Below are 14,543 nucleotides of genomic sequence, written 5' to 3' on the forward strand. Positions count from 1 at the left end.
GTCTGGGGCGGAGCCCCAGCTGAGGGAAGGGGCGGGGAGGGGAGCGGCCCGCCGCAGGCGTCACGACCCGCCGGACACCTCCTACCGCTCGCCGTCCGGCGCGCGGCGCAGCTGTTCCGGGAGGGCCGTCCACTCGGGGCCCTCGCGCAGTGGCTTGACCCAGGCGATGTTCCCGCCGGTGTCCACGTAGGCGACCCGGCCCATGGCCTCGCGTTCGAGGTCGTAGACGAGTTCGCCGATCCGTGGTGTGCTCCGTGTTCCTCCTGCGGTGGTCATGAGCCGCCTCCTCGGCACCTCACTGCCATACCGTCCCCCGTTCATCGTCGGAAGAGGGCCCGGAGACCGGAGAGCTCCGGTCCGGCCGCCGCTGCCAGCGGTGACCGGGGAGAGCTTCTGGTGCCCGTGGGGCCCTCGAACACTCGTAGGGTGCTACGAGCCGCTGATATACCGCTGATGCCTCGCTGACCCGAACCCGTGGGTAGGCTTCCAAGTGGTCACAGTGAAATCTCTGGTACCAACGGGGGGCAATGTGTGGATGGGACCGAGTTTCGCCTGTTGGGACCGGTCGGAATATGGCAGAGCGAGCGTCCGCAGGGGCCGACCGCCGCACAGCAGCGGTCCGTTCTGGCGATGCTGCTGATGGCCTCCGGCCGCGTGGTGTCCGTCGACAGGCTGGTGTTGGCAGTATGGGGCGAGGATCCGCCGGGGTCCGCGCGAAACGCCGTACAGGTACAGATTTCCAAGCTGCGGCGGATCCTGTCCGCCCTGCCCGGGGCCGAGTTGACGACTTCGGCGAAGGGCTACTCCCTGACCGTCGCGCGTGAGCAGGTCGATCTGCACCGGTTCCGCGATCTGGTGCGGGCCGCGCGGGAGGCTCCCAAGGACGCCGGGGCCACCGGGGAGCCCGAGGCCGCCGTGGCCGCCGAGGCCCGGGCCGGGGAACTGCTGCGCGCCGCGCTGCAGTTGTGGCGCGGGCCCGCGCTGGCGGATGTCGCGGGCGGCTGGCTGCCCGAGACCCTGGGCGCCGGTCTGGAGGAGGAGCGGCGTGCGGCGGTCGAGGAGTGCGCCGCGATCGATCTGCGCTCCGGACGCCACCACGAGGCCGCCGCGGAGCTGTCCGCCCTGGTGGCCGAACACCCCCTGCGGGAACGCTCGGTGGCGCTGCTGATGGAGGCGCTACGGCGCTGTGGCAGACGGGCCGACGCCCTCGCGCTGTTCCGCTCCACCCGCCGGAGGTATGTCGAGGAGCTGGGCATCGAGCCCGGCGACGAGCTGCAGCGGCTCCACCGGCAGGCGCTCGAGGACAGCCGGGAGGGCAGGGACGGCCACGATGGCCGGGACGGTCGGGACGGTCGGGACGGTCGGGACAGCCGGTCCGGGGATCCCTCCGGGCCGTCCGGCGCGTACGGGAGCGCGCCCGAGCCGCCGACGCCGCCCGACCCGCCAGGGGCCGGCGCGCCCGCGGGCCCCCCCGCCCCGGCCCCCCCGCCGCCCCCCCCGGCCCCCCCGCCCCCCCCCCCCGCCCCCCCACGCCGCCCGACGCGGCATCCGCCCCGGCCGCCGCGCCCGCCCCGGAGGGCATCCCGCCCGCCGAGGAGGCCCCCGAGCTCGCCGCCGACCCCGCCGCCGAGCCCACGGGCAGGCCCGCCACCGCCCCCGACCAGATCACCGTCGTCACCGCCGTACCCCAGCAACTCCCCTCCGACGTCGCCCACTTCACCGGCCGCGAGCGCGAACTGGCCGGGCTGGACGCCCTGCTGCCCGCGGGCACGGGCACGGGCACGGGCACGGGCGAGGGTGACGGCGGGGGCGGCGGACGGGCGCCCACGGCCGCGAGGATCACCGTGATCGCGGGCAGCGGCGGCCTCGGCAAGACGACCCTCGCGGTGCACTGGGCCCACCGCGTCCGCGACCGGTTCCCCGACGGCCAGCTCTATGTGAATCTGCGCGGCTTCGGCCCCACCGACTCGGCCATGAGTGTCGCCGAGGCCGTACGGGGCTTCCTGGACGCCTTCCAGGTGCCCGCCCACCGGATCCCCGCGACCCTCGAGGCGCAGACCGCGCTGTACCGGAGCCTGCTGGCCGACCGCCGGATGCTGATCCTGCTCGACAACGCCCGGGACGCCGAGCAGGCGCGGCCCCTGCTGCCCGGTTCCCCTGGCTGTCTGGTGGTGCTGACCAGCCGTAACGAGCTCACCAGCCTGGTCGTCGCCGAGCAGGCCCAGCCGCTGCCGCTGGATCTGCTCGACCGCGACGAGGCGCGCGAACTGTTGATCAGCCGGGTGGGCGCCGAGCGGGTGGCCGCCGAGCCCGAGGCCGTGGAGGAGGTCATCACGGTGTGCGCCGGGCTGCCGCTCGCGCTCGCCATCGTGGCCGCCCGCGCCGCCACCCACCCCCGCTTCGGCCTGGAGGCGCTCGCCGGGGAGCTGCGCGACGCCCGCGGCAGCCTCGACGCGTTCGAGGGCGGGGACGCCACCACCGACGTCCGGGCCGTCTTCTCCTGGTCGTACCACACCCTGGGCGCCGACGCCGCCCGGCTGTTCCGGCTGCTGGGCGTCCACCCGGGCCCCGATATCGCGGCCCCCGCGGCCGCCAGCCTGGTGGGGATCCCGGTGCCGCAGGCCCGCCGGCTGCTGATCCAGCTGACCCGGGCGCATCTGATCACCGAGCGCACCCCCGGGCAGTACGGCTTCCACGATCTGCTGCGCGCCTACGCCATGGAGCTCACCCAGGCGTACGACACTCAGGAGGAGCGCCGCACCGCGCTGCACCGGATGCTCGACCACTATCTGCACACCGCCGTGGCCGCCGGGAGGGCCTTCACCCCGCACCGGGAGCCGATCGCGGTCGAACCGGTTCGGCCCGGCGTCAGCGTCGGCGAGTTCGCGGGGCACGGCCAGGCGCTGCTCTGGTTCATCGTCACCTGTCCGGCGCTGATGGCGGCCCTTCAGGAGGCCGCGGAGGCCGGATTCGAGACCCATGCCTGGCAACTGGCCTGGTCGCTGACGGAGTTCCTGGACCAGCGCGGCCACTGGCACGACCAGCGCACCGTGCACCGGACCGCCCTGGGCTCGGCCCACCGCATCCGCGACCTCGCCGGTCAGGCCCACTCCTGCTATGCCCTGGGCCTCGCCGATCTGCGGATGGGGCGCTACGACCGGGCCCGCGGCCATCTGGTGCGCGCCCTGAACCTGCACCGCGAGACCGGCAACGCCATCGGGCAGGCCCTGGCCCATGGCGCGCTCAACCTGGCCAGCGAGCGGGAGGGGCGCCTCGACGAGGGGCTGCACCACGCGCTGCGCGCCCTGAAGCTGTACCGGGCGGCGGGCCACCGCAGCGGCGAGGCGTACGCGCTGAACAACGTCGGCTGGGCGTACGCCATGCTGGGCGACTTTCAGCAGACCCTCGTCCACTGCGAGAAGGCGCTGACCATGCTGCGGCAGGCGGGGGACAGGCGCGGGGAGTCCGCCGCCTGGGACAGCCTCGGCTACGCCCATCAGCACGTCGGCGACCACCAGCAGGCCATCAGCTGCTACCGGCACGCGGTGGACCTGCGGCGCGGCCGGGGCGAGCGGGTCCGGGAGGCCGAGTCGCTGCACCGGCTCGGCAGCGCCCAGCTCGCCGCCGGGGACCGGGCCGGGGCCCGCCGCAGCTGGCAGCGGGCCCTGACCCGGTTCGACTCCCTCGGCCACCCCGACGCCCACCGGGTGCGGGACGGCCTCACCGGGCTGGGCGGGTCCGACGGCTGACGGGAGGCAAGGCCGTGAAGCTGACGGGAGGCAAGGCCGTGAAGCGGGGCGTACGTCCGTCTCGGCTCAGGCGGGCCGCAGCCAGATCGTTCCCAGTGGCGGCAGCACCGGCAGGATGGAGGCCGGACGGCCGTGCCACCCCGTGGGCTCGGCCTTCAGCGGCTCGGCGTTGACCACGCCACCGCCGCCGTAGCGCCGGTCGTCGGTGTTCAGCACCTCGCGCCACACCGGCACCGCCTCCGGCGTCCCGACGCGGTACTCATGCCGGACCACCGGGGAGAAGTTGCTGATGGCCAGCAGCGGGGAGCCGTCGGCGTCGTAGCGGAGGAAGGCGAAGACGTTGTCCTCGCGGGCATCGCCCTCGATCCAGGAGAAGCCCTCGGGGTCGGCGTCCCGCTGCCACAGCGCGGGCGTGGCCGTGTACACCTGGTTGAGGTCGCGGACCAGATCGCGGACGCCACGGTGGTCGGGCTCGGCGGAGTACGACGGGTCCAGCAGCCACCAGTCGGGGCCGTGCGCCTCCGACCACTCGGCGCCCTGCGCGAACTCCTGGCCCATGAACAGCAGTTGCTTGCCCGGGTGGGCCCACATGAAGCCGAGGTAGGCGCGGTGGGTGGCGCGCTGCTGCCACCAGTCACCGGGCATCTTCGACACCAGGGCCCGCTTGCCGTGCACCACCTCGTCGTGCGAGATCGGCAGCACATAGTTCTCGCTGTACGCGTACACCATCGAGAACGTCATCTCGTGGTGGTGATAGGCGCGGTGCACCGGCTCGTGCCCGAGGTAGGCCAGCGAGTCGTGCATCCACCCCATGTTCCACTTCAGCCCGAAGCCGAGGCCGCCGAAGCCGCTGGGGCCCACATGGTGGGTGGCGCGGGTGACCCCGTCCCACGCGGTGGACTCCTCGGCGATGGTGACCACGCCGGGGCAGCGGCGGTAGACGGTCGCGTTCATCTCCTGGAGGAAGGCGACCGCGTCCAGGTTCTCCCGGCCGCCGTGCGCGTTGGGCGTCCACTGGCCGGGCTCGCGGGAGTAGTCGAGGTAGAGCATGGAGGCGACGGCGTCCACCCGCAGACCGTCGATATGGAACTCCTCGCACCAGTAGACCGCGTTCGCCACCAGGAAGTTGCGCACCTCCGTACGGCCGTAGTCGAACTCCAGCGTGCCCCAGTCGGGGTGCGCGGCCCGCAGCGGATCGGCGGGCTCGTACAGCGGACGGCCGTCGAACTCCGCCAGCGCCCAGGCGTCCTTCGGGAAGTGCGCGGGCACCCAGTCCACGATGACCCCGATGCCCGCCCGGTGCAGCGCGTCCACCAGGTACTTGAAGTCGTCGGGGGTGCCGAGGCGGGCCGTGGGCGCGTAGAAGCCGGTCACCTGGTAGCCCCAGGAGCCGCCGAAGGGGTGCTCGGCCACCGGCATCAGTTCGACGTGGGTGAAGCCCAGGTCCTTGACGTACGCGGGGAGCTGCTCGGCGAGCTGCCGGTAGGTCAGCCCCGGCCGCCAGGACGGCAGATGCACCTCGTAGACGGAGAACGGCAGCTCATGGACGCGCCCGCCCTCGCGCCGCGCCATCCACGCGTCATCGCCCCAGTCGTGGTGCGAGGCGTGGACGACCGAGGCGGTGGCGGGCGGGCACTCGGTGCGCCGCGCCATCGGGTCGGCGCGCAGGGAGTGGCCGCCGTCGGGCCGGGTGATCTCGAACTTGTAGCGCGCGCCCTCGCCGACGCCGGGCAGGAACAGCTCCCACACCCCGCTGCCGCCGAGCGAGCGCATCGGCAGCGCGGTGCCGTCCCAGTAGGTGAAGTCGCCGGTCAGCCGCACCCCGAGGGCATTGGGCGCCCATACGGTGAAGCGGGTGCCGGCCACGCCCTGGTGGATCATCGGCCGTGCGCCGAGCGCCCGCCACAGCTGCTCGTGGCGGCCCTCGCCGATGAGGTGCAGATCGAGCTCGCCGATGGCGGGCAGGAAGCGGTACGGGTCGTACAGCTCGAGCTCGGCGTCCTCGTACGCCACCAGCAGCCGGTAGTCCGGGATCTCCCGCAGCGGCAGCACCCCGGAGAACAGCCCGTCCCCCTCGGCCCGCAGCCGCGCGCGCAGCCCGGCGGCGGCGACGGTCACCGACCGGGCGTACGGGCGCAGGGCCCGGAACAGCACCCCGCCGCGCACCGGGTGGGCGCCGAGCACCGCGTGCGGATCGTGATGCGCCCCGGCCAACAGCCGCCGCCGGTCCTCGTCCGCCGGCGCGGGCGCGGCCCGAACCCCCCGCTCGTCCTCCACCACGTCGTCGGGGCCCGCGCCACCCCCGGCCACGGGCCGCCCGGCGACCCGCGACGGCCCGCCCACGCCGCCGTCCTCCTCCTGCCGCTCCTCGCCCGCGCGCGGCGCCCGGGGCACGGGCGGTGAGCCGTAGGACACCCGGGCCTCGGAGCTCGGGTGCGCGGGCGGATGGGGGCGGCCGGAGCGGAACGTCGCCGGGACCGCCGGGCCGGTTGTGGCGCCGGTGGCGGCGGGCGCGTGGCCCGGTCCCTCGTCGGACGGGTACTGGCCGGACGGCGGTCGTGCGGTCACGGGGTGGTCCTCCCGGGGGTCTCGGAGGTGTCGGAGGTGTCGGAGGGAACGGCGGGCAAGGAGGCCGGGCCGGGGTGGACCGCCCCGGCCGGGCCGGTGTCAGGCGCGGGTGGCGGCCAGGCGGTGGATCGCGGTCATCGGGACGGACAGCCAGTCGGGGCGGTGCCGCGCCTCGTAGAGCACCTCGTAGACGGCCTTGTCGGTCTCATGGGCGCGCAGCAGCTCCGGTTCGTCGCGCGGATCGGTGCCGGACGCCTCCGCGTAGCCCGCGCAGTACGCGGCGCGGGTGCGGCCCGCCCACTCCTGCGGGCGCTCATGGCAGCCCACGGCCGCCGCGTAGTCGAAGGACCGCAGCATGCCCGCGATGTCGCGCACCGGCGGCTGCGGGCGGCGCCGCTCCGCCAGCGGACGGGACGGCTCGCCCTCGAAGTCGATGAGCGACCACCGCCCGCCCACTCCGCCGCCGTCCCCGGTCAGCAGCGCCTGCCCCAGGTGCAGATCGCCGTGGATGCGCTGGGCCGCCCAGGTGCGGCCCGCGCGCCCCAGCGCGGCCAGATCCTCGTACGCGCCGTGCAGCGCGGTGCGGTACGGCTGAAGGGCGGGCACCGCGGCGGCGGCCGAGTCGAGCCGCTCGCTCATCGCGGCGGCGAGGTGCTCGATCTGCGGACGGCGCAACACGGAGGTGGGCAGCGCGCGGGCCATCGCCAGATGGACCTCCGCGGTGGCGTGCCCCAGCGCGCGGGCGGCGTCGGTGAAGTCGCCGTCGGTGGCCAGGGCGTCCAGCGCCAGCTGCCAGCCGTCCCGGGAACCGGCCAGGAAGGGCTGGAGCACCCCCAGCGTGAAGGGCTCCGGCCGTGGCCCGGCGCCCTCGGCCGGGGGCTCGGCCTCGAACCAGGCGGCGGGCGCGGGCACCCGGACGCAGCCGGTGCGGGCGAGCGCGAGGGGGAGTTCCAGGTCCGGGTTGGTGCCGGGGCTGACCCGCCGGAAGAGCTTGAGAATAAACGTATCGCCGTAAACCACCGAGGAGTTGGACTGCTCGGCGGTCATCACCCGGGGCGCGAGCGCGGAGGGGATCGCGCTGGACGGCTCCCGTACGAAGCGCAGCGGGCCGAGCCGTCCGGGCATCCGCAGCCGCTCCAGCAGCAGCGTGGTGAGCCGGGGGTCGGCCAGCGCCTCGTACACCGTCTGCCCGTCCAGCGGACCGCCGCTGGGCCGGCCGATGAGCGCGGGGGCGAGCGGCGGCGGCAGGGCGGGGCGCGCCCCGAGCAGCAGCTGGTAGCAGTCGCTGGCCGCCGCCCCGCGCCGGTGGCCGCAGCCGAAGCCGTGCCGGTGGTCGGGCGGCTCCGGCTGCTGGGCGCGGATCAGCAGATGGAGCAGCCCGGGGGTGCCGCCGCTCGCCCGCCACGGCAGCAGCTCGGTCGCGGAGACCAGCGCGAAGCCGGTGACGGGACGGCCCTTGCCCGCGAACCAGCGCTGCCGGGGCAGCCACTCGGCGAGCAGTGGCGCGAGCGAGGTGAGCAGCCCGGGCGGGCCCGCGGCCGCGGCGGTGCGGGCCGCGGCCGGTGGGGGCTGGTCCCGCGGTACGGCGGTCGGCGGGTGATGTGCCCCCCGGGAGAGCGGAGCTTCCGGCATGGCGTCGCGTCCTTTCCCCGGGCACACGACAGATCAGGGCAAAGTGTCCCGGATTGCGGCATTGACTGTGCGACGGTGCGGGACGTGTCGGGCGAGGATCGTCCGTACGGCGAGCCCGGTGAACGCCATCGGGCCCGCCGGTGACGGTGTGAGTACAGAGTGCCCATGACGGGGGGTCGAAAACGCCCGTACGCGCCCGAGATGGACGCGTACGGAGGGGCGATGCCCGGAGCGGGGGCCGTGCGCTGGCCGAAACCACACGGCGGTCTTGGCGCCTGCGGCGGGCTGTTCCCCTCCCCGCCCCTTCCCGCGCAGCGTCGATGTGCGGCTCCGCCGCGTGGGGGCTCCGCCCCAGACCCCGAGGTCGGGACGGAGCCCCTGTGCCCCGAACTGCCTTCGACCGTCTGCGGCGCCATCGTGGCTGGTCGCGCCCACGCGGCGGAGCCGCACATCGACACAGCCCCGCGCCCCTTCGGGGCGCCTCAGTCGGCCCAGTGCCCCATCACCTCACTGCGTCGCAGCCGGAACCAGTAGAAGCCGTGCCCGGCCAGGGTGAGCAGATACGGCAGCTCGCCGATGGCCGGGAAGCGGACCCCGCCGATCAGCTCGACCGGATGGCGGCCGGCGAAGGACTGCAGGTCCAGCTCGGTGGGCTGGGCGAAGCGCGAGAAGTTGTTCACGCACAGCACCAGGTCGTCCTCGCCGTCCCTGGTCCTCGGGGCCTCGCGCAGGAACGCGAGGACGGCCGGGTTGGAGGACGGCAGCTCGGTGAAGGAGCCGAGCCCGAAGGCGGGGTTCTGCTTGCGGATCTCGATCATCCGGCGGGTCCAGTGCAGCAGCGAGGACGGGCTGCTCATGGCCGCCTCGACATTGGTGACCTGATAGCCGTAGACCGGGTCCATGATGGTCGGCAGGAACAGCCGCCCCGGATCGCAGGAGGAGAAGCCCGCGTTCCGGTCGGGGGTCCACTGCATGGGGGTGCGCACGGCGTCGCGGTCGCCGAGCCAGATGTTGTCGCCCATGCCGATCTCGTCGCCGTAGTAGAGGATCGGCGAGCCGGGCAGGGACAGCAGCAGCGCGGTGAACAGCTCGATCTGGTTGCGGTCGTTGTCCAGCAGGGGCGCCAGCCGTCTGCGGATGCCGATGTTGGCGCGCATTCTCGGATCCTTGGCGTACTCCGCGTACATGTAGTCGCGCTCTTCGTCGGTGACCATCTCCAGCGTCAGCTCGTCGTGGTTGCGCAGGAAGATGCCCCACTGACAGCCGGAGGGGATGGCGGGGGTCTTGGCGAGGATCTCCGAGACCGGATAGCGGGACTCGCGCCGCACCGCCATGAAGATGCGCGGCATCACCGGGAAGTGGAAGGCCATATGGCATTCGTCGCCGCCCGCCGAGAAGTCGCCGAAGTAGTCGACGACGTCCTCCGGCCACTGATTGGCCTCGGCCAGCAGCACGGTGTCCGGATAGTGGGCGTCGATCTCGGCCCGGACGCGTCTGAGCATCTCATGCGTCCGGGGCAGGTTCTCGCAGTCGGTGCCCTCCTCGGCATACAGATATGGGACGGCGTCGAGCCGGAATCCGTCGATGCCCAGGTCCAGCCAGAAGCGCAGGGCGGCCAGTACCTCCTCCTGGACGGCGGGGTTCTCGAAGTTGAGGTCCGGCTGGTGCGAGAAGAAGCGGTGCCAGTAGTACTGCTTACGTACCGGATCAAAGGTCCAGTTGGACGTCTCGGTGTCGACGAAGATGATCCGCGCGTCCTGGTACTGCTTGTCGTCGTCGGCCCAGACGTAGTAGTCGCCGTACGGTCCGTCCGGGTCGCCGCGGGACTCCTGGAACCACGGATGCTGATCACTCGTGTGGTTCATGACAAAGTCAATGATCACGCGCATCCCGCGCTGATGAGCGGCGTCGACGAACTCCACGAAGTCCGCGAGATCCCCGAACTCAGGCAGCACGGCGGTGTAGTCCGAGACGTCGTAGCCGCCGTCGCGCAGCGGTGAGGCGAAGAACGGCGGCAGCCACAGGCAGTCCACGCCCAGCCACTGCAGATAGTCCAGCTTGGCCGTCAGGCCCTTGAGGTCGCCGACGCCGTCGCCGTTGCTGTCCTGGAAGGAGCGGACCAGGACCTCGTAGAAGACCGCGCGCTTGAACCAGTCGGGATCGCGGTCGCCCGCGGGCGTGTCCTCGAATGTGTCCGGTACGGGCTCGTTGACGATCATGTTGTGGGTGACCCTCCGATCGGTGAGGACGGTCGCAGGGAGAGCACATGCGCCGGAGCCATATCCCGCCCCGGCTCCAGGCGCACATAGTTGTCCCTGCCCCAGTGATAGGTCTCGCCGGTGAGCTCGTCGCGCACCGGGACGGACTCATGCCACTCGAGGCCGAGTTCCGGCATGTTCAACGAGACCGTCGCCTCCTGGGTGTGGTGAGGGTCGAGGTTGACGACCGTGACCACACACGAGTCGCCCGCGCGCTTGGAGTAGACGATGACGGAATCGTTGTCGGCGTGGTGGAATCTGAGGTTGCGCAGCCGGCGCAGGGCGGGATGGCGGCGGCGCACCCGGTTCAGCCGGGTGAGCAGCGGGGTGATCGTTCTTCCCTCGCGCTCGGCCGCCGCCCAGTCGCGCGGCCGCAGCTGGTACTTCTCCGAGTCCAGGTACTCCTCGCCGCCCTGCCGTACCGGGGTGCTCTCGCACAGCTCGTAGCCCGCGTAGACGCCCCAGGCGGGGGAGAGGGTGGCGGCGAGCACGGCCCGCACCTCGAACGCGGGACGGCCGCCCTCCTGGAGGTAGGCGTGCAGGATGTCGGGGGTGTTGACGAAGAAGTTGGGCCGCATCCAGGCGGCCGCGTCCCCGGACAGCTCGGTGAGGTAGTCGGTGAGCTCCTGCTTGGTGTTCCGCCAGGTGAAGTAGGTGTACGACTGGTGGAAGCCGACCGCGCCGAGGGCGTTCAGCATCGCCGGGCGGGTGAACGCCTCGGAGAGGAAGAGGACATCGGGGGCGGAGCGGTGGATGTCGCCGAGCACCTTCTCCCAGAAGATCACCGGCTTGGTGTGCGGATTGTCCACCCGGAAGATCCGCACCCCGTGCGCCATCCAGAAGCGCAGCACCCGCTCGGTCTCCCGGACCAGGCCGTGGAAGTCCCGGTCGAAGGCGAGGGGATAGATGTCCTGGTACTTCTTGGGCGGGTTCTCGGCGTACGCGATGGTGCCGTCGGCGCGCTGGTGGAACCACTCGGGGTGCTGGGAGACCCAGGGGTGGTCCGGGGAGCACTGGAGCGCGAAGTCCAGCGCGACCTCCATGCGCAGCTCCCGGGCGCGCGCCACGAAGTGGTCGAAGTCCTCGATGGTGCCGAGGTCGGGATGGATCGCGTCATGGCCGCCGTCGGCCGAGCCGATGGCCCAGGGCGAGCCCACGTCGAAGGGGCCCGCGGAGAGCGTGTTGTTGGGGCCCTTGCGGAAGGCGGTGCCGATGGGGTGGATCGGCGGCAGATAGACCACGTCGAAGCCCGCGGCGGCGATCGCGGGCAGCCGCTCGGCGGCGGTGCGCAGGGTGCCGCTGACCGGCCGCCGCCCCTCGGTCACCTTGGCGCCCTCCGAGCGCGGGAAGAGCTCGTACCAGGAGCCGAACAGCGCGCGCTCCCGGTCCACCTGGAGCGGCATGGGGCGCGAGGAGGTGACCAACTCCCGCAGCGGGTGGCGGTCGAGGGCGTCGGTCACATCGGGCGCGAGGGCGGCGGCGAGCCGGTCGGCCACCGGGCGGCGCTCGTCGCGCAGTCCGTCGACGGCCGCCAGCACCGCCTCCCGGCCGTCGTTCTTGGGCACTCCGGCCGCGGCCCGCTCATGCAGCCGGGCCCCCTCCTCGAGGACGAGATCGGTGTCGATCCCGGCCGGGATCTTGATGCGGGCGTGATGGCGCCAGGTGGCGATCGGATCGCTCCACGCCTCGACCGTGTACGTCCAGCGGCCGGGCGCGCCGGGGGTGACCTCGGCGCCCCAGCGGTCGGTGCCGGGGGCGAGTTCACGCATCGGGGTCCAGGGGCCGGAGCGGCCGGACGGATCCCGGAGGACCACATTGGCGTTGACCGCGTCATGACCCTCCCGGAACACGGTGGCACTGACCTCGAAGGTCTCGTCCACCACCGCCTTGGCGGGGCGGCGGCCGCAGTCGATCAGCGGGCGGATATCCAGAATGGGAATGCGACCGATCATAGGATCACCTGACGGCAGTGCGGATGGAGACGCGGGGGCGGCTTTTGTCCTTTGTATCGGTTTTGCCGCCGGGCGTTGGGTTGCGGGCATGACAGCTCCTGTCCGCGTTCACTCTGGTGGGCGGATGAGGTCGGCCATGGGGGGCGCGCGTGGAAAGCCTTCCCCTGCGGAATGGGGAGACAATCCGGGTTCCCGTTAACTACCGGTTCGTAACGCCGGGTACATGAAACGGCCCCGCCCGTAGGCGGGGCCGTCCACTCGACGCGTTCTGTTGTTACGTCAGTTGGCCACCCGCAGCAGACGGTTCGGCGAACCCGGACCCGCGCCGCGCACCCGGCCCTTGCTCGCCCCGGCCGTCAGCGCGGCCCCCACCCGGGCCGGAGTCGCGAAGCGATGGCCGGCGAGATACAGCGCGGCGGCGCCCGCGACATGCGGGGCCGCCATCGAAGTGCCCGACAGCATCCTGGCCGCCGTATCGCTCGCGTTCGACGCCGAGACGATCCGGTCGCCGGGCGCGAACAGGTCAACTCCCGGGCCCCAGTTGGAGAAGCCCGAACGCCGGTCCGCGCGGTCGGTCGAGCCCACCGTGAGCGCCCCCGGCACCCGGCCCGGCGAGAACGAGGCCGCGGGCCCGTCCTGGTTGCCCGCCGCCACGGTGAAGACCAGACCGGCGGCGATCCCCGCCCGCACCGCCGCGTCCCATTCGGGCAGCGGGGTGGCGGACGCCGAGCCCAGACTCAAATTGACCACCGCGGGCCGCCTGGCGTGTCGCAGCACCCAGTCCATTCCGGCCAGCACCTGCGCGATGGTGCCCTCGCCCCGGTCGTCCAGCACCCGGACGGCCACGATCGCGGCCTCCTTCGCCACCCCGTAGCGGGTGCCCGCCGCGGTGGCGGCCACATGGGTGCCATGGCCGTTGCCATCCTCGGCCACCGGATCGTCGTCCACGAAGTCCCAGCCGGAGCGGGCCCGGCCGCCGAAGTCCTCATGGGAGGTGCGGACCCCGGAGTCGATCACATAGATCGTGGTGCCGCGCCCGCCGCCGCGGGGCGCGGTGTACGCCCCGTCCAGCCGCCGGTCCGGCTGGTCGATCCGGTCCAGACCCCACGGCGGCCGCGCCCGGCCGCGCGGCGGGGCCGGTAACCGCGCTCGGGACCAGCGCAGGGACACCCGCTCGTCCCGGGTCACCGAGGCGATGCGCGGATCGGCCGCCAGCCGCCCGGCCTGCGCCGCGTTCGCCCGTACCGCATAGCCGTTGAGCGCGGTGCGGTAGACCCGCCGCACCCGCGCCCCGTACCGCTCGATCAGCGCCCGGCCCGCCCCGGACGCCGCCACGGGCGCTCCCGGGCCCCGCTTCAGGGCGACGATATAGCCGTGGGTCCCCGCCCCGCCCGTGGCCTGGACCCCCTGCGCGGGAACGGTCTGAGCGGGCGACAAGACCACCAGGACCACCGCGACGACGGCGGCCGGTGCCGCCACCCTCCGACGGGGGCCCGCGGATGCGCATGCCATGGAACGATCCCCTCCCCAACTCGACGGCGCTAGGGTCGCGTGGGATGAAAGATCCCGACAAGGGCGCATCAGGGGGCGTAGAACGCGACGGTCTCCCTCGACAGCAGCCGCAGCGCCGCCCCCGACGGCGACCCCGGCTCCGCCCCGTACATCAGCAGCGCCTGGCCCCCCGAGTCCGGCAGCCGGGTCATCTCGAAGTCCAGCTCCAGCGGCCCCACCAGCGGGTGGTGGAAGGACTTGGTGCCGAAGGCGCACCGGCGCACCGGGTGGCGCGACCACAGCGCCGCGAACTCCCCGCTCTTCATGGCCAGTTCGCCGACCAGCTCCGCGAGCCGCCGGTCGTCGGGGTGCGCCCCGGCCACCACCCGCAGCGAGGAGACCGCGCGCCGCGCCTCGCCCTCCCAGTCCGGATACAGCTCCCGGGTGTGCGGATCGAGGAACAGTATCCGCTGGGTGTTGGGCCGGCCGTCGGGGCGCTCGGGCGCGTCGGCGGGCAGATGCCCGGCGATCAGGGCGTGCCCCAGCGGATTCCACGCCAGGACGTCGAAGCGCAGACCGAGGACCACGGCCGGTACGCCGTCCATCGCGGCGAGCAGCCGCCGGGTCGCCGGGCGCGCGGACTCGGCGCGCCGCGCGGGGCGGCGCCCGGCGCGCGGCGGACGGGCCAGGTTGCCAAGGTGCGCCCGCTCGTCCTGGCTCAGCCGCAGCGCGCGGGCGAGCGCGTCCAGCACTCCGTCCGAGGCGCCGGTGGACTGGCCCTGCTCCAGCCGGGTGTAGTACGCCGCGCTCACCCCGGCCAGCGGGGGCCCCACATCGCGGGCCCCCCCCCCCCCGCGGGGGGGGGGGGGGGCGAGCGCCGCCGCGGCGGGCCG

The 14,543-nt window shown here is 73.5% G+C and carries 9 protein-coding genes; 2 read left to right on the forward strand and 7 right to left on the reverse strand.

The genetic code is table 11. From position 1 onward, the window contains the following. Positions 1-81 precede the first annotated feature (81 nt). The gene (locus ACFXB5_RS47375) at positions 82-276 is read right to left on the reverse strand and encodes a hypothetical protein (RefSeq protein WP_020868332.1); all 195 of its coding nucleotides are present in this window, start codon (positions 274-276) and stop codon (positions 82-84) included. Positions 277-555: 279 nt separating this feature from the next. Here ACFXB5_RS47375 and ACFXB5_RS47380 point away from each other — a divergent pair, with 279 nt between their 5' ends. Then, positions 556-1,848: a BTAD domain-containing putative transcriptional regulator gene (locus ACFXB5_RS47380; RefSeq protein WP_385220596.1), complete on the forward strand. Its 1,293-nt coding sequence runs from the start codon at positions 556-558 to the stop codon at positions 1,846-1,848. Continuing rightward, positions 1,845-3,749 (forward strand): ATP-binding protein, encoded by a 1,905-nt coding sequence (locus ACFXB5_RS47385; protein WP_385220599.1) that lies wholly within the window; start codon positions 1,845-1,847, stop codon positions 3,747-3,749. Before ACFXB5_RS47380 ends, ACFXB5_RS47385 begins: the two co-directional genes overlap by 4 nt. A gap of 66 nt (positions 3,750-3,815) precedes the next feature. Here the strand turns inward: ACFXB5_RS47385 and glgB are convergent, their stop codons facing one another. The 6 genes from glgB to ACFXB5_RS47415 all read right to left on the reverse strand — a co-directional run bounded on the left by glgB (position 3,816) and on the right by ACFXB5_RS47415 (position 14,483). After that, the gene (gene glgB, locus ACFXB5_RS47390) at positions 3,816-6,026 is read right to left on the reverse strand and encodes a 1,4-alpha-glucan branching enzyme (protein WP_385220616.1); all 2,211 of its coding nucleotides are present in this window, start codon (positions 6,024-6,026) and stop codon (positions 3,816-3,818) included. Positions 6,027-6,416: 390 nt separating this feature from the next. Then, the gene (locus ACFXB5_RS47395) at positions 6,417-7,949 is read right to left on the reverse strand and encodes a phosphotransferase (RefSeq protein WP_385220602.1); all 1,533 of its coding nucleotides are present in this window, start codon (positions 7,947-7,949) and stop codon (positions 6,417-6,419) included. Between the two features lie 482 nt (positions 7,950-8,431). Next, positions 8,432-10,168: a maltose alpha-D-glucosyltransferase gene (gene treS / locus ACFXB5_RS47400; protein ID WP_385220604.1), complete on the reverse strand. Its 1,737-nt coding sequence runs from the start codon at positions 10,166-10,168 to the stop codon at positions 8,432-8,434. Further along, a complete protein-coding gene (locus ACFXB5_RS47405) occupies positions 10,165-12,159 on the reverse strand; it encodes an alpha-1,4-glucan--maltose-1-phosphate maltosyltransferase (RefSeq protein ID WP_385220607.1) in 1,995 nt (664 codons plus the stop codon). Before ACFXB5_RS47405 ends, treS begins: the two co-directional genes overlap by 4 nt. 279 nt (positions 12,160-12,438) lie before the next feature. Then, positions 12,439-13,671 (reverse strand): S8 family peptidase, encoded by a 1,233-nt coding sequence (locus tag ACFXB5_RS47410; RefSeq protein ID WP_385220610.1) that lies wholly within the window; start codon positions 13,669-13,671, stop codon positions 12,439-12,441. 68 nt (positions 13,672-13,739) lie between these two features. Further along, complete coding sequence (locus ACFXB5_RS47415; RefSeq protein ID WP_385220613.1) at positions 13,740-14,483, reverse strand: helix-turn-helix transcriptional regulator; 744 nt, start codon at positions 14,481-14,483, stop codon at positions 13,740-13,742. Positions 14,484-14,543: the final 60 nt, after the last annotated feature.

Source organism: Streptomyces sp. NPDC059455, assembly GCF_042750115.1.
Taxonomy (GTDB): Bacteria; Actinomycetota; Actinomycetes; order Streptomycetales; family Streptomycetaceae; genus Streptomyces; species Streptomyces endocoffeicus.

Excerpts from the sequence above, each read along its gene's own strand:
- ACFXB5_RS47375 (WP_020868332.1), bottom strand. The coding sequence starts at position 276 with ATGACCACCGCAGGAGGAACACGGAGCACACCACGGATCGGCGAACTC.
- ACFXB5_RS47395 (WP_385220602.1), bottom strand. The coding sequence starts at position 7,949 with ATGCCGGAAGCTCCGCTCTCCCGGGGGGCACATCACCCGCCGACCGCC.
- treS (WP_385220604.1), bottom strand. The coding sequence starts at position 10,168 with ATGATCGTCAACGAGCCCGTACCGGACACATTCGAGGACACGCCCGCG.
- ACFXB5_RS47405 (WP_385220607.1), bottom strand. The coding sequence starts at position 12,159 with ATGATCGGTCGCATTCCCATTCTGGATATCCGCCCGCTGATCGACTGC.
- ACFXB5_RS47410 (WP_385220610.1), bottom strand. The coding sequence starts at position 13,671 with ATGGCATGCGCATCCGCGGGCCCCCGTCGGAGGGTGGCGGCACCGGCC.